Origin of the sequence: Pseudoalteromonas sp. L1 (assembly GCF_021728095.1) — a bacterium.
Lineage (GTDB): Bacteria > Pseudomonadota > Gammaproteobacteria > Enterobacterales > Alteromonadaceae > Pseudoalteromonas.
This window is the reverse complement of the sequence record NZ_JAKKCT010000004.1, coordinates 362607-377741: the sequence shown is the minus strand read 5'-3', so window position 1 is coordinate 377741 and position 15135 is coordinate 362607. Positions and strand designations below refer to the sequence as shown.

At 40.8% G+C, this 15135-nt stretch carries 14 protein-coding genes; 9 read left to right on the top strand and 5 right to left on the bottom strand.

Annotated features, from left to right (window positions below; all coding sequences use genetic code 11):
* The first annotated feature begins 302 nt into the window (after nucleotides 1–302).
* From L3V38_RS14670 to L3V38_RS14640, 7 genes are all read left to right on the top strand, one after another.
* Nucleotides 303–1508, top strand: coding sequence for an aspartate aminotransferase family protein (locus L3V38_RS14670; protein ID WP_237119852.1), 1206 nt, complete (start codon nucleotides 303–305; stop codon nucleotides 1506–1508).
* An 82-nt stretch (nucleotides 1509–1590) separates the two neighbouring features.
* On the top strand, nucleotides 1591–2607 hold the full coding sequence (gene astA / locus L3V38_RS14665) for an arginine N-succinyltransferase (RefSeq protein ID WP_130151514.1): 1017 nt from the start codon (nucleotides 1591–1593) through the stop codon (nucleotides 2605–2607).
* Between the two features lie 17 nt (nucleotides 2608–2624).
* The gene (gene astD, locus L3V38_RS14660) at nucleotides 2625–4094 is read left to right on the top strand and encodes a succinylglutamate-semialdehyde dehydrogenase (RefSeq protein ID WP_130151515.1); all 1470 of its coding nucleotides are present in this window, start codon (nucleotides 2625–2627) and stop codon (nucleotides 4092–4094) included.
* 128 nt (nucleotides 4095–4222) lie between these two features.
* Entirely contained in the window at nucleotides 4223–4570 is a 348-nt protein-coding gene (locus tag L3V38_RS14655; protein ID WP_062568248.1) for a DUF3802 family protein, read from the top strand.
* 87 nt (nucleotides 4571–4657) lie between these two features.
* Nucleotides 4658–5071: an OsmC family protein gene (locus tag L3V38_RS14650; RefSeq protein ID WP_054552421.1), complete on the top strand. Its 414-nt coding sequence runs from the start codon at nucleotides 4658–4660 to the stop codon at nucleotides 5069–5071.
* An 88-nt stretch (nucleotides 5072–5159) separates the two neighbouring features.
* Nucleotides 5160–5972, top strand: coding sequence for an adenosylmethionine decarboxylase (gene speD / locus L3V38_RS14645; protein ID WP_054552422.1), 813 nt, complete (start codon nucleotides 5160–5162; stop codon nucleotides 5970–5972).
* 132 nt (nucleotides 5973–6104) lie between these two features.
* Complete coding sequence (locus L3V38_RS14640) at nucleotides 6105–7619, top strand: NAD(P)H-hydrate dehydratase (RefSeq protein WP_237119851.1); 1515 nt, start codon at nucleotides 6105–6107, stop codon at nucleotides 7617–7619.
* A gap of 18 nt (nucleotides 7620–7637) precedes the next feature.
* Here L3V38_RS14640 and L3V38_RS14635 read toward each other — a convergent pair whose 3' ends face one another.
* Nucleotides 7638–8087, bottom strand: coding sequence for a response regulator (locus tag L3V38_RS14635; RefSeq protein ID WP_062568251.1), 450 nt, complete (start codon nucleotides 8085–8087; stop codon nucleotides 7638–7640).
* Between the two features lie 201 nt (nucleotides 8088–8288).
* Here L3V38_RS14635 and L3V38_RS14630 point away from each other — a divergent pair, with 201 nt between their 5' ends.
* Nucleotides 8289–9017: a LexA family transcriptional regulator gene (locus L3V38_RS14630; RefSeq protein WP_165381497.1), complete on the top strand. Its 729-nt coding sequence runs from the start codon at nucleotides 8289–8291 to the stop codon at nucleotides 9015–9017.
* Nucleotides 9018–9027: 10 nt separating this feature from the next.
* Here the strand turns inward: L3V38_RS14630 and L3V38_RS14625 are convergent, their stop codons facing one another.
* The 3 genes from L3V38_RS14625 to L3V38_RS14615 form a co-directional block, all read right to left on the bottom strand.
* Nucleotides 9028–11370 (bottom strand): ATP-binding protein, encoded by a 2343-nt coding sequence (locus tag L3V38_RS14625; RefSeq protein WP_237119850.1) that lies wholly within the window; start codon nucleotides 11368–11370, stop codon nucleotides 9028–9030.
* Entirely contained in the window at nucleotides 11367–12002 is a 636-nt protein-coding gene (locus L3V38_RS14620; protein ID WP_237119849.1) for a biliverdin-producing heme oxygenase, read from the bottom strand. Before L3V38_RS14620 ends, L3V38_RS14625 begins: the two co-directional genes overlap by 4 nt.
* A gap of 363 nt (nucleotides 12003–12365) precedes the next feature.
* Nucleotides 12366–12578, bottom strand: a complete 213-nt coding sequence (locus tag L3V38_RS14615) for a hypothetical protein (RefSeq protein ID WP_237119848.1) — start codon at nucleotides 12576–12578, stop codon at nucleotides 12366–12368.
* Between the two features lie 452 nt (nucleotides 12579–13030).
* Here L3V38_RS14615 and L3V38_RS20250 point away from each other — a divergent pair, with 452 nt between their 5' ends.
* A complete protein-coding gene (locus tag L3V38_RS20250; protein WP_276574292.1) occupies nucleotides 13031–13306 on the top strand; it encodes a YHYH domain-containing protein in 276 nt (91 codons plus the stop codon).
* 149 nt (nucleotides 13307–13455) lie between these two features.
* On the opposite strand, the gene groL is transcribed toward L3V38_RS20250, so the two are convergent.
* Entirely contained in the window at nucleotides 13456–15102 is a 1647-nt protein-coding gene (groL, locus tag L3V38_RS14610) for a chaperonin GroEL (protein ID WP_237119847.1), read from the bottom strand.
* Between the last annotated feature and the right edge of the window lie 33 nt (nucleotides 15103–15135).

The following is a 15135-nucleotide window of genomic DNA, read 5'->3' as shown; positions in this document are numbered from 1 at the left end:
ATCTATATAAGCTTGCCCTCCTAGTATCGCGCCTTTTTCTTGTAATTTACTGATAAAATCACTTTCAAATACTTATTCACTATCTATGAAAAAATATCTCAAGCCCTTTATTTTCAAGGGCTGCATGAAAGTTTTCTAAGAGACAGATGGCAAATTTTCTGAAATAATGGATGAATGAAAATTGAACCAAAGAGTAATTTTGGTGATTTTGCGCTAAGCTCAATCGGCTCATTAAAAGGGCTTGTTTTTTACTTGCTAGTGCCATCTTACTCTGTGTGTGCTTACAATTATGAGGATATAAAATGACAGTCAATCGCGAATTATTTGATCAAGTAATGGTTCCAAACTACGCACCATCAAGTGTTATTCCAGTTCGAGGCGAAGGCTCTCGCGTGTGGGACCAAGAAGGTCGTGAGTTTATCGACTTTGCAGGTGGTATTGCTGTTAACTGTCTTGGCCATTGTCACCCAGCTCTAGTAAATGCATTAAAAGAGCAAGGCGAGAAAATTTGGCATCTATCAAATGTAATGACCAATGAGCCTGCACTGCGTCTTGCTAAAAAACTGACTGACGCTACGTTTGCAGAAAAAGTGTATTTTGCTAACTCGGGTGCAGAAGCAAATGAAGCGGCGCTTAAATTAGCACGTCGTTTTGCACTTGATAACTATGGTGAGCAAAAGTCACAAATTATCTCATTCAATAAAGGTTTCCACGGCCGTACATTCTTCACAGTAACGGTAGGCGGTCAAGCCGCATACTCTGATGGTTTTGGTCCTAAGCCGGGTGACATTGTTCACTGTGATTATAACGATTTAGCAGCATTTGAAGCGCTTATCTCAGACAATACGTGTGCGGTAATGATGGAGCCTCTGCAAGGTGAAGGCGGTATTATTTCTCCAACTGCTGAGTTTGTTGAAGGTGTGCGTGCGCTGTGTACGAAACATAATGCATTATTAATTTTTGATGAAGTACAAACGGGTGTTGGTCGTACTGGTGAGCTTTACGCGTACCAAGGTCTTAATGTAACACCAGATATCTTAACGACTGCAAAAGCGTTAGGTGGTGGTTTCCCAATCGGTGCGATGATCACGACAACTGATATCGCTAAGCACTTAAAAGTAGGTACGCATGGTTCTACTTATGGCGGTAACCCACTTGCGTGTGCAGTAGCAGAAGCAGCGTTTGATACAGTAAACACACCAGAAGTACTTAATGGCGTTAAAGAAAAATCTGCATTATTCCGTGAGCTACTAACGAATATTAACGACAAGTACAATGTATTCACTGAAATCCGTGGCGAAGGTCTTTTAATTGGTGCTGTTGTTACTGAGCAATTTAAAGGTCGTGCAAAAGAATTCTTAGTTGCTGGTACAGAAGAAGGCGTTATGTCTTTAGTTGCTGGTGCAGATGTTGTTCGTTTCACACCGTCACTTGTTATTCCAGAAGCTGATATCCGCGAAGGTATGGCTCGTTTCGAAAAAGCAGTGGCTAAAGTCGTAAACGGCTAATTATCCAACTGTCATTTCAGGGCAAGTATTTGCTTGCCCACATTTCTTATTTACCGTTATTTATAAGGGAGCAAGCGGACTCATGATGATCCTTCGCCCAATCCAGCAAAACGACTTTTCAGCATTAGTAAAAATTGCTGATGAATCAGGCCATGGCTTTACGTCTTTGCCGAATAATGAAGAGTTGTTACAAAAGAAAATTGATCACTCTGTAAGCTCGTTTGCAAAAGCTGCATCGCAACCAGGTGATGAAGGTTACTTGTTTGTTCTTGAAGATAGCGAAACCGGTGAAGTGGTTGGTACCTCAGGTATCGAAGCGGCGGTTGGCTTGGATGATGCGTTTTATCACTATCATTTGAGCAAGGCAATTCATTCATCGCGCACACTGAATGTTTACAAAGCGGTTGATATTCTTACGCTATGTAATGACTACACGGGTGCAACAGAGCTTTGTACTTTGTTTTTAAAAGATGGTTACCGTAAAAATAATAACGGTAAGCTTCTTTCAAAAGCGCGTTTTATGTTTATTAATCAACATAAGCAACGTTTTGCAGAAACAGTTATTGCAGAAATGCGCGGTGTTTCAGACGAAAATGGTGAAAGCCCATTTTGGCAATGGCTAGAAGAGCACTTTTTTTCAATGGATTTTCCGACTGCCGATTACTTAACAGGTATTGGCCAGAAAGTCTTTATTGCTGAGTTAATGCCTAAATACCCAATTTACGTCAACTTACTGAGCAAAGACGCACAAGCAGTTATTGGGCAAGTGCACGACAACACACGTCCAGCCATTGAACTGCTTAAAAGTGAAGGGTTTACCTTTAATGGCTATGTGGATATTTTTGATGCAGGCCCGACAGTGGAAGCAAAAGTAGATAATATCGCTACCATTCGTAACGCTAAAACACTTAGCGTAGAAATTGGTGAATGCCAAGGTGAAACTACCGCACTGATAGCAAACGATAAACTTGTCGATTTTAGAGCGACTGTAGCGCAAGTTAATTTGCCATGTGATGCAGATACAATCACATTATCAGCAGAACTTGCAAAAGCACTCCACCTTAATGCAGGTGACAGTGTATCAGTTGCCGCACTTTAAATTTAGGAGAGACAGTCATGACGCATGCAGCGCAATTTATTAATGGTCAATGGCAAGCAGGCCTTGGTCATGCATTTCAATCTGTAAACCCTGCAAACAACGACGTTATTTGGCAAGCAAACACAGCAACTGCCGAACAAGTAGATAGCGCAGTTAGTGCTGCGCGTGAAGCATTCTACAGCTGGGCTGACAAATCATTTGCAGCGCGTTTAGCGATTGTAAAAACATTCGCAGAAACATTAAAAGAGCACAGCGAAGAATTAGCGGTTGCTATCGCACAAGAAACCGGTAAACCACTTTGGGAAACACGCACTGAAGCAGGTGCTATGGTGGGTAAAATTGCTATCTCTGAAAAAGCATTTTTAGAGCGTACAGGTGATGTTGAAAACCCAATGCCACAGGGCCGTGCGATGATTCGTCACAAGCCTCATGGTGTTGTAGCTGTGTTTGGCCCTTATAATTTCCCTGGTCACTTACCAAATGGCCACATTGTACCTGCATTATTAGCTGGTAATACCGTGGTATTTAAACCGTCTGAGCTAACCCCCGCTGTTGCTGAGTTAACGTTAAAGTTATGGCAAAAGGCGGGTCTGCCTGCAGGTGTTATCAACCTTGTGCAAGGTGAAGTTGAAACAGGTAAAGCACTTGCATCTCATAAAGGGATCGACGGTTTATTCTTTACAGGCTCTTCACGCACAGGCCACATTTTACATGAACAGTTTGCAGGTCAGCCTGGTAAAATCTTAGCCTTAGAAATGGGTGGTAATAACCCTCTAATCGTTACTGATGTTGCAGATACAAAAGCAGCTATTCACGATATTATTCAATCAGCGTTTATCTCTACAGGTCAGCGTTGTACGTGTGCGCGTAAGCTGTTTTTACCAGCAGGTGAGCAGGGTGATGCAATCCTTGCAGGCCTTATTAAGGCGACTAAAGCGATTAAAGTGGGTGACTACGACGCTGAAGACCAACCTTTCATGGGCTCGATGATTTCAGCAGCGGCTGCTGCCGGTATGGCTGCTGCGCAACAGCAACTTGTTGAGCTTGGCGCTGAGGTGCTAGTTGAGCTAACGCACAAAGAAAATACCGGCTTTGTAACACCGGGTATCTTAGAGTGTACAAATGTAGCTAACTTCCCAGACGAAGAGCACTTTGGACCACTACTTAAAGTATTCCGTTTCACTGATTTTGATGCTGCTATTGATAAAGCGAATGACACAAGCTTTGGCTTGTCAGCAGGCTTATTAAGTGACAGCGCAGCAGATTACGACCACTTCTTACGTCGTATTCGTGCTGGTATTGTGAACTGGAACCGACCAATCACGGGCGCATCAAGTGCTGCACCATTTGGTGGTATTGGCGCGTCGGGTAATCATAGAGCGAGTGCTTACTATGCGGCCGATTACTGTGCTTATCCAGTTGCTTCGGTTGAGCTAGAAAAAGTAGCGATGCCGGCTACCTTAAGCCCAGGTCTAAAAATTGATTAATCGGTACTTATAGTTAAAAAAGCAGCCTAGGCTGCTTTTTTTGTATTAGCTTTATAGCAAAGGTAGCAATTAAAAGCGCTTTCTGCTTAAATCAATAGAGTTATAAATTTTATTAGGTGTACAGTGGTATGGTTTTAGATAGGCAAGGATACGATGATCTCGTCATGTATCTCACTCAAAATTTAGCGCTATTTGAGAAGCCTGGTCAAATAAAACCAGGAGCTCCTACCGTTTTAGAGTTAATTGAAGATGTTATTGCTGAGAATGTGATGCTTCTTTGTGAACAACATACAGAGCTAAACACAGAACAGCGAAGCCAAATAGTCCGTGAAGTTGACGGTATTGTGTATGACTTACAAGAAGTACTCAGTAGTGTAACTAATCAGCCAGTCACTGTTGAGCAGCATGCGTTTATCGATGAGTTTGCTGGCCTTGTGAAAAACTTGTTCGACAATGCCGTTATAGAGAGCGCATAACCTTTCAAAGCCTAATATCGTTTTTCGATTGCATATCAGTGTGACTTGCTTACAATCAAGCAAAAATAATTGTAAGAGACAAAACATATGCAAGCGAATGTAAAATGGGTAGAAGGTGACACTTTTATCGGCCTTTCAAATTCAGGCCACAATGTAGTATTTGATGCGGGTAGTGACAGTGCTGCACCAAGCCCAATGGAAATGGTGCTGATGTCAGCGGGCTGTTGCTCATCTGTTGATGTAGTAAGCATTCTTAAAAAAGCCAAACAGTCGTTTAGTGATGTACAAGTAAAGTTAACTGCTGAGCGTGCTGAGTCAGCCCCTCGCGTGTTTACTAAGATTAATCTACACTTTGTGGTTACTGGCGATAATGTCTCTGAAAAACACCTCGCCCGTGCTGTTCAACTGTCTGCTGAAAAGTATTGTTCGGTAGCCTTAATGCTTGATAAAACAGTAGAAATCACTCACAGCCATGAAGTTGTGCAAGAACAGGTAAAATAACGCTTTTTCCGAGCAGAAAATTCGTATAAAATCCGCGAACTTTTATTTCTGCTGGTGCAGGTTTCACTCGTTTTAAGGTTGGTTTAGCATGAATAAACCCTTCGATAAAATTAAGCTTCATGGCTTTAATAACTTAACTAAGAGCTTAAGCTTTAGTATTTACGATATTTGTTACGCAAAGACGGAACAACAACGTAAAGAATACATTGAATATATCGACGAACAGTACAGTGCTGATCGCCTTACCGATATTTTAGGTGAAGTTGTGGATATTATTGGTGCAAACATTTTGAATGTTTCTCGCCAAGATTATGATCCGCAAGGTGCCAGTGTAACTATTTTGATTTCTGAAGAGCCGATTGAGCAACAAACAACGTATGACGTTGATGAAGCGCCAGGTCCTCTTCCTGAAACGGTTGTAGCACACTTAGATAAGAGCCACATCTGTGTTCATACATACCCAGAAGCTCACCCTGATGACGGTATTTGTACGTTCCGTGCCGATATCGAAGTATCAACCTGTGGCATTATTTCGCCATTAAAAGCGTTAAACTTCTTAATCCACAGCCTAGAGTCTGATGTTGTAACAATTGACTACCGTGTACGTGGTTTTACCCGTGACGTAGATGGCGTTAAGCATTATATCGACCACGCGATTAACTCAATTCAGAACTACATGACTGAAGATACAAAAGAAGCGTACCAAATGATGGACGTAAACGTGTATCAAGAGAACTTGTTCCACACTAAGATGATGCTAAAAGAAACTGACTTGAATACTTATTTATTCGGGGTTTCTACAGCCGATCTTTCTGAAGAAGAAGAAGAAGTTATCTATTCTAAATTAACCCGTGAGATGCAAGAAATCTTCTACGGTCGTAATTTACCTGATACAGAGTAAGTTACAGGAAGAATTAAAAAACGGCGTATAAGTTAGCTTATACGCCGTTTTTTTATGCTTCTAATAGAGCACTGAATTGACTGCGCTTTTAAGGACTTATATGCTGATAAAAAGCTTCTGTTAAGGACAACTATGACAGTTAATCTCTCTCATTCTGTATTTCTTGCCGAGCAAATCTGCAAAAATGAAGGGCTTGCTGCTACAACAAGCGCAGTAACTCTTTATGAATTGATGGAACGCGCAGGAAAGGCCGTTTTTGACCATACGTGTGCTTACTTTCCTAATGCTAGCAGGTACGTGGTATTAGTCGGTGTGGGTAATAACGCCGGTGATGGCTATGTGGTTGCCCGATTAGCAAAACAAGCGGGTAAGCAGGTGACAGTGATCGCCGCCTTGCCTGACAAGCCATTAAAAGGCGATGCACTCACTGCTCAACAAGCGTGGTTTGATGCTGGTGGTACAATTACGAAGAGTTTAAGCGCATTCGATCAAGCCGATGTCATCGTTGATGGTTTACTTGGTACGGGTATTCAAAATGAAGTTCGCACGCCGTTTAGTCAACTTATTCAATTAGCGAATAGTAGCCGTGCCCCAATAATTGCGATAGACCTACCCTCAGGTATTCATGCTGATACTGGCTCAGTGTTAGGTGTCGCGATTAACGCCTTTGTTACTGTTACCTTTGTTGGGATTAAGCAAGGCCTTGTTACGGGGCAAGGAAGAGCACAAGCAGGCGTATGTGAATTTACCGACTTAGGGGTTGGTGAGGCCTTTTTAAAGCTTACAGAGCCAACGGCAGCGCTTATTAGCTATCAAAATTCCGATGCACTGCCTGCCAGAGAGAACAATAGTCATAAAACAAGTCATGGCAAATTACTATGTGTCGGTGGTAATACGGGTACTGCAGGAGCAATTCGTTTAACAGCAGAAGCAGCTCTGCGTACTGGTGCGGGTATGGTTAGAGTGTTCACGCATTCAGAATCTGTGCTTAGTGTGAGTATTGGCAGGCCAGAGCTGATGGTGAGTGCAGCAAACTTAACCGCTGCACTTGAGTGGGCAAGTTGTATAGCAATAGGCCCAGGACTTGGTTTGGATACTTGGTCAGAAGAGGTCTTTGAAACGGTTATGCAGTATTGTTTTACGCATAACAAGCCTTTGGTAATCGATGCAGATGCACTGACATTGTTGGCTCAGCACGCCTCTTCATTTCCAATTGTAAATTCGGTGATCACTCCACACCCTGGTGAAGCTGCCCGCTTACTTAACTGTAAAGCAAGTGATGTTGAAGCAAATCGCTTTGCTGCGGTAAGTGAGCTTGCACATAGCTACACAACAACCTGTGTTCTAAAAGGTGCAGGAACCTTAATGGCTAACAAAAACCAAGTATGGGTGTGTACAGATGGTAACCCAGCACTTGCTGTTGGTGGCAGTGGTGATGTTCTGACTGGCATTATTGCAGGGCTGCTTGCACAAGGGATAAATACAACGCAAACGGCCACTTTAGGTGTTACCTTACACGCAAAAGCGGGTGATATTTTAGCAAAGGCTGAAGGAGAGCGTGGAATGTTACCCTGTGACTTATTTAGCGTTGTAAGGCAGTTGATTAAGGAATTGGCGAGCACGAGCGATGACAAGTTTAGCAGGTGAGCCAAAAAAGTTTTCGGCTCAGTCTAACACAATCCTAGCTTGAACAAGCCAATATTGAGTTAACATTTTCATTGATTCAACTAAATCAAAATAACTAGATGGCTTGGTCATGAAAGCATTCGTACCTAAGCTGTAACATTGCTTAATATCAATTTCTGAGTCAGAGGTTGTAAAAATAATAATCGGAATATGACGATAACGCTCTGATTTTTTTAGCTCAACTAATGCTTCTTTTCCGCCCTTTCTTGGCATGTTTAAATCTAATAAAATAAGACTTGGTAAAATTTTATTTTTATCAAGTGACTCAAGTAATTGCATGCCGTCATCGACAAATTGAATTTTATTTTCGTCGACATTGTTTTCAACAAGGGCATCACGGATGAGCTCTTGATCATCAAGATCATCATCAGCAACTAAAATATAGCTCACAGAGCGTAATTTTTTAGTAAATAATTTGTCGTTAAACATTGGCAACCCCTGAATTTATAGAATGTGGCTTATCTGTGTTATGTAGCTACTTTTTCATAAAAAACAACAAATTAAATAATTAGTTACTCGAGTAGTATATACTTTAGCTAAGCAAGTGTTATATTAACTTGCTTATACCTATAATACAAACATAAGTTTATTAATAACGCGATGATATTAAATAACACTAGTACAAATAGAGTGACAGCTCTACGCGAAAAATTGAACCTTTCTCAACAAGAGTTTGCGGATAAAATAGGCATAACTCAAGGTGCTTTATCGCAATTAGAATCTGGCAAGTCGACCTTATCTCTCAGTACGATTACTAAAATCAGCCAAGTGTTTAATGTTGACTGCAATTGGCTTATTTTGGGAATAGAGGGGTATGATGATTCGCATTTTCAGAGCTATCAAAAAGTCTTAGAGACTTCATTCATTCCACTTGTAAAGGAAGAGGCTCATGCTGGTTATATAGATCAATGCAATGATGAAGGTTACATCAAAACCTTAGATGTCTATAAAATTCCAGGATTTGAAAATGGTAACTATCGACTCTTTGAAGTAGAAGGCGACAGCATGTTACCCACTATTCGCCCGAGAGAAACGGTTATCACTGAGCAAGTTAAAGACATCACACAGTTAGAAAACGGTTCTGTTTGCGTTGTTGTCACTAAGGATGGCATTGTTGCTAAGCGCCTGTTCCGTCATGACACAAACCCTGTCAGTTACTTATTTAAGAGTGATAACCCTGAATACAAAACATACTCTATTCAGGGAGATGATATTTTAGAGATCTGGCATGTGAAGGCAAAGATAAGCTCAATAACTGATCAGGAATCATATATTCAAAATCAGCGTTTTCAGTCCATTGAAAATGAAATTAGACAACTAAAAGAGCATATTAGTAGAGTTTTACCGCCACAAACGTAGCGGTAAAATACTAAAGTTGAGTTAACTCTACTTCTCTTAGCGGTAAAGTAACGTAAAATTGCGCACCTTCATTGATACTCGCTTGTGCTGTAATTGAGCCATAGTGGCGTTCAACTATTTTCTTACAAATTGCTAAGCCTAGGCCTGTGCCTTCGTAGGCATGTTTAGAGTGAACCCGTTCAAAAAGGTTAAATATTCTGTCTTTAAACTCGCTATTGAAGCCGATTCCGTTATCAATGACAGCGATAACAATATGCTCGTCTGTTCGCTCAACTGACTTAATTTCTATAATGGGTGGTTGATTTGGATGGCTAAATTTAAGTGCATTGAGAATTAAGTTTTGAAACAAGCGCTGGATTTGTCGTTTGTCGCCATAAATCTCACCAGCCTCTTCGATGTGAAACACCGCTGACTTGTCAGCTATAATTAGCTCAAGATCATCAAGAATATCATCAAAAATATCTTGTGCTAAAAAGCGACGAAAACCTTCACCTTTTCGATTGATCCTAGAAAAGCTCAGTACCCCTTTGATGAGTTTCTGCATTCTTTCTGCAGAGTACATCATACGTGAGATATACGACGCGTTTCTTTCTCCAATCTGCTCTTTAGAGTTTTGTAGGCGATCTCCGAACATTTGGATTTTACGTAACGGCTCCTGTAAATCATGGGATGCAACAAAAGCAAAACGTTCTAACTCTTTGTTAGACTCCTCCGCTTTTCGAAGTGCGATTTCAAGGTCAAGCTCGGCTTGTTGTCGGGTCAGTATTTCCGCTTTTAAAGCGACGGTTCGCTCATTCACTTTAGTTTCTAACACGTTGTTTAGCTTTTTAAGTCGCTCTGATTTTTCGATTACATGATTAATCAAATGATTGCGAAACTTTAACGCGCAAGAGATTTCGTTGGCTTTCCAAGGAGTGCACTTATTGCGAACATTTTCTTGCCATAAACGAAACGAGCTGCGAGGCATCAAGCGGTGACTACCGTCATCAAGAAACTCAATTATTTTTTCGGGTTTCCCTCCCCAATTCTTTGTTTCAATGACCTCTTTACGAAACCACATAATAAATAGGTTTTCATTCGTAGAGATGGGCATAGCAAGTACGCCACTTGCTACATTAGCAAACTTATTAAAGTCAGCATGCTCATTAGATAAATGATGATTATGATAAAGTAACTCATCTTCTAGATGGTGTTCTTTTATCCATTCAAACAAATCATTAATATCATCGTTTGCGGGCACATCACCAAAACTTTCAATATCTTTTTCTAGTCGCCATGCAACGCCATCTGCGTTTAGCATGCTAAGCAGAGCAGGGGCCTGTTTGCGTAAACCATCAATAAAAAAGACCTCTTCAGACATATGCTCTGCTATTTCTGCACTGATTGAAGTGGCATTGGCCTCTTGGATTGCTTCAACTGACTGTGTTTTCAGTGAGATAATATAAGAAAGCATCAAGCCCATATATTGCGCAACTTGTCGTGCTTCAAATGGAACAACATGACTTGAATAATGGTGGCAAGCAATCAGTCCCCATAATTTACCAGCAATAATAATACTGATGGACATTGATGCCTTAACCCCCATGTTGCGCAAGTATTGGCAATGGATAGGGGATACACTTCTTATTATACACGTGCTTAAATCTACCGGTTTATCTTGCGGGTAGATAGGGGATACCTCAGCATCTACATCGGCAAGTAACCTAATAGGATTACGCAAATATAAAGCGCGCGCTTGCTTAGGAATATCTGACTCGGGAAAGTGTTGGTGCAAAAATGAGTTTAACTCATCTTTTTTGGCTTCTGCCACGACCTGACCATTATATTCATGGTCAAACTGATAGAGCATCACGCGATCAAAGCCGGTTAAGTTGCGAACCTCTTTTACCGCCGTGTCGTATGATGAGCTTAGCTCTTTTGAATCTGCAATCAAATGAAGTGATTGTTTCATCAAGTAATTCATAGGGTCGAAACTTGAGTGCTCTTTCTTTTGATTAAACTCAAGCTCAATAAGTAGGTATTCATCGTTACGAGAAATAGCGCCTTTAATCGAGGTATCGGGCGATGTTCCTTTTATCTCAATATTAAGAGGATTAATTGCATGAAAGTCTTTTTCAGCTTTATTTTTCTCGATAATGTCGGCTGTATTTGCTGCAAACACATCACTGATATGTGAGCCCAGTAAGCGCTCTTTTTGTGTGTTTAAAAGTGCTAAAATGTTTTCGCTGAAATAGCATACTTTGAGTGTTTGAGGGTCAACAACAAGCAAGTAGCCATGCGGTTGAATAGAACCTGGAATATGAATGGGTTCTTTATGGCAATTATCTAATGAGACTTCAAACTTATTGCTCAATTTATATCTCCAAGTGATTGAGAGATTACGCTAAATGCGGTGTTCGCTCCCAATAAAATATCATCAGCCGAATTTGGATTATGGTTATGATACTGTTTTAGTGCTTGTATATATTGAGCCCACTTTTCACCCCTGAGCTCGCCATAACTATAAAAAAAGCGGATCCCTTCAAGCTCATTTATCCAACTGTGCTTTTTAAGCGCTTTAAATATGTGACCTCCACCCATAGTGGCACCCTCCATTACATACATCATTCCAAATGCTTGTGATACGTTATGGATATTATTTAGATCAACGTGCTTGTTTGAATTAGCAGATGGGACTTTTTGGGATGCCTGTAAATAAGCAATATCTTGCTCTAACCATTCAAGCTTACTGCGGCCAACAAGCAGTTGCTGGGTGGCACCATAAGCTGATACAGAGTGCTCCATCATTGAATAGCTATTACGCATCGCGATTAAAATGTTTAAATACGATTGCTGCGTCATATTTTTATCGAACAATACCGCACCGAGTTGTTTTTCTACGCAAGAGTGAAGCGGATCGGTACTCTTTTTTATAAAAGTATGAATGTTACTTTGACTGCTATCCTTAGTATTTATATCGGTGGCGTGTAATACAGCTGAATCCATTATTATCCTGAAGGCTTTTTTTAGTGCATGTGTGACGTACTTTGACCAGTATATACTTAGGTACAAGTATGTAAAATAGAAATTTAAGACTTTAGTAGGTGAGTGATAACTAAAATGCGCTTTTTAAATAACTTATCCCGCTAGTAAGTAACTATTTACTTTTAAAAGATAAATCAAAAGCAAAAACCCAGCCGAAGCTGGGTTTTTAAAGCAAAGAGCTTAGGAAGGGATGTTTATGTCGGGTAAGGAGTAGCCATTACTGGCTACCCCTCCCCTAAGAACCGTACGTGCGAGTTTCCCCGCATACGGCTCAAGCCTTTATAAATCTGAACCTAAGTACAGACCAGCGACACTAAAAATGATTTAATGTTCGGATAGATTAAACTTACTTATTAGTGAGTTTATTTCTTCTCCATTACCATTAGTCCATATTACCGTTGTGTGGCTACTATTCCGTTCAAAAGTAATTTCTAAAGTTAGAACTCTATCTTCTGGTAGTTTAGTATCATCATCGATATTGCTATGATTCCACCCGTTCGGCGTAAGATGCCAATGTACGCGTTTTTCTGTTGTCATTAATTTCTCCTTTAGTTGATTAACTTAAGCTTTAGGAACAAGTGTTCGTAAAGCTACCGCCACTATTCATTAGTGTTACTTCTATTAACGAGTCAACAATCAAAATCGTCCCATTAATTGTGTAACTGCCTATGACAATTAGGAGCGACAACAATAAATTATTCAGGTCATCTAAATCGCTTTTTACTATTTTCATAATATGGTGGGTATTCTAGTTGGTAATGGTATAGAAGTATCTTTGCTATCTGCGCAAAAGTACCTTCTTTATCTTGATGGTATGTTGCTTTCAGTTAGCAAAATGATGAGTTTAATAGAGTCAGTAAAACTTCGTAATCATGAATATAAACTACATAGTTTTCAGTGATTAGAATGCTTAAACGATTTGAGAAAAATATATCATTTAGGATGTACCATTTTAGTAATTATGAACTAGTATTATTTTATTAACTAAAATGAGAAGGGAAGCATCGTTGAATAGGTCATGTGTATTATTTGTTATTAGTCTTTTGTTTAGTTCTGCTTTAGACGCTCATTCTGGAAGAACTAACTCATCTGGTTGTCACACTAATCATTCCAACGGTAGTTATCATTGCCATAATAAAAAAACAACAGCCTCTGATAAACAAACATACTGCCATGTGCTTAATGATGAAAAACGCTGTGGTTACGCATACTCTACTTGCCAGTCCTTGAAAAAGAAATATGGTGGGTATTGTGAAATGTCGTAGTGGTCGAAGTTGAATATGTGCTCAAAAGCGAGTTGTTAGGTAATTTCTATAAGCGTTTGGAATCAATAATTTATTTCACTCTTAGCTAAAAAGCAAAAACCCAGCCGAAGCTGGGTTTTTAAAGCAAAGAGCTTAGGAAGGGATGTTTATCACATCATGCCGCCCATACCACCCATGCCGCCCATACCGCCCATGTCTGGAGCAGCTGGTTCATCTTTAGGGATCTCAGCAACCATTGCTTCAGTTGTGATCATAAGACCCGCGATTGAAGCTGCGTACTGTAGTGCAGAACGCGTTACTTTAGTTGGGTCTAAGATACCCATCTCAATCATGTCGTTGTACTCGCCTGATGCTGCATTGTAACCGTAGTTACCTTCACCACCTTTTACTGAGTTAACAACAACAGATGCTTCATCGCCTGCGTTAGTCACGATTTGACGAAGTGGTGCTTCCATCGCACGTAGTGCAACTTTAATACCGTGGCTTTGGTCTTCATTGTCACCAAGTAGTTCAGCAAGTTTGCTTGCTGCGCGTACTAGTGCAACACCACCACCTGGTACTACACCTTCTTCAACCGCTGCGCGAGTTGCGTGTAGTGCATCTTCAACACGATCTTTCTTCTCTTTCATTTCGATTTCAGTCGCTGCGCCAACTTTGATTACTGCAACACCGCCAGCTAGTTTAGCCATACGTTCTTGTAGTTTCTCTTTATCGTAGTCAGACGTTGCTTCTTCGATTTGTGCTTTGATTTGTGCAACACGGCCATTGATGCCCTCTTCTTCACCTGCACCGTCGATGATCGTTGTGTCATCTTTAGTGATAACAACACGCTTCGCTGTACCTAGGTCTTCGATTGTTGCTTTTTCAAGCTCTAAACCGATTTCTTCAGAAATGACAGTACCGCCAGTTAATACTGCGATGTCTTGCAGCATTGCTTTACGACGGTCGCCAAAACCAGGTGCTTTAACCGCTGACACTTTAACGATACCGCGCATGTTATTTACAACAAGTGTTGCAAGTGCTTCACCTTCAAGGTCTTCAGCAATGATAAGTAGTGGCTTGCTCGCTTTAGCAACCGCTTCTAATGTAGGTAGTAGCTCACGAATGTTAGATACTTTTTTGTCTACAAGTAGAATGTAAGGGCTGTCTAGCTCTACCGCACCTTTTTCAGCGTTGTTGATGAAGTAAGGAGACAGGTAACCACGGTCAAACTGCATACCTTCAACTACGTCTAGTTCGTTTTCTAACGACTGACCTTCTTCAACTGTGATAACACCTGAGTCACGGCCCACTTTTTCCATTGCTTGTGCAATGATGTCACCGATTTCTTTGTCAGAGTTAGCAGAAATAGTACCTACTTGTGCAATCGCTTTCGTGTCTGCACAAGGAACAGAAAGCGCTTTAAGCTCTTCAACTGCTGCAATGACTGCTTTGTCGATACCGCGCTTAAGGTCCATTGGGTTCATACCCGCTGCAACCGCTTTTAAGCCTTCGTTTACGATAGCTTGCGCTAATACTGTTGCAGTTGTTGTACCGTCACCTGCAGCGTCATTCGCTTTAGACGCTACTTCTTTAACCATTTGTGCGCCCATGTTTTCGAACTTGTCTTCAAGCTCGATCTCTTTAGCTACAGATACACCATCTTTAGTGATGACTGGCGCGCCGAATGATTTGTCTAATACAACGTTACGGCCTTTAGGACCTAAAGTTACTTTTACTGCGTTTGCTAAAATATTTACGCCAGTTAGCATTTTGCCACGTGCGTCACCTGCAAAAAGTACTTCTTTTGCTGCCATGATTAAATTCCTCTTAAATTCTATAAACGGGTT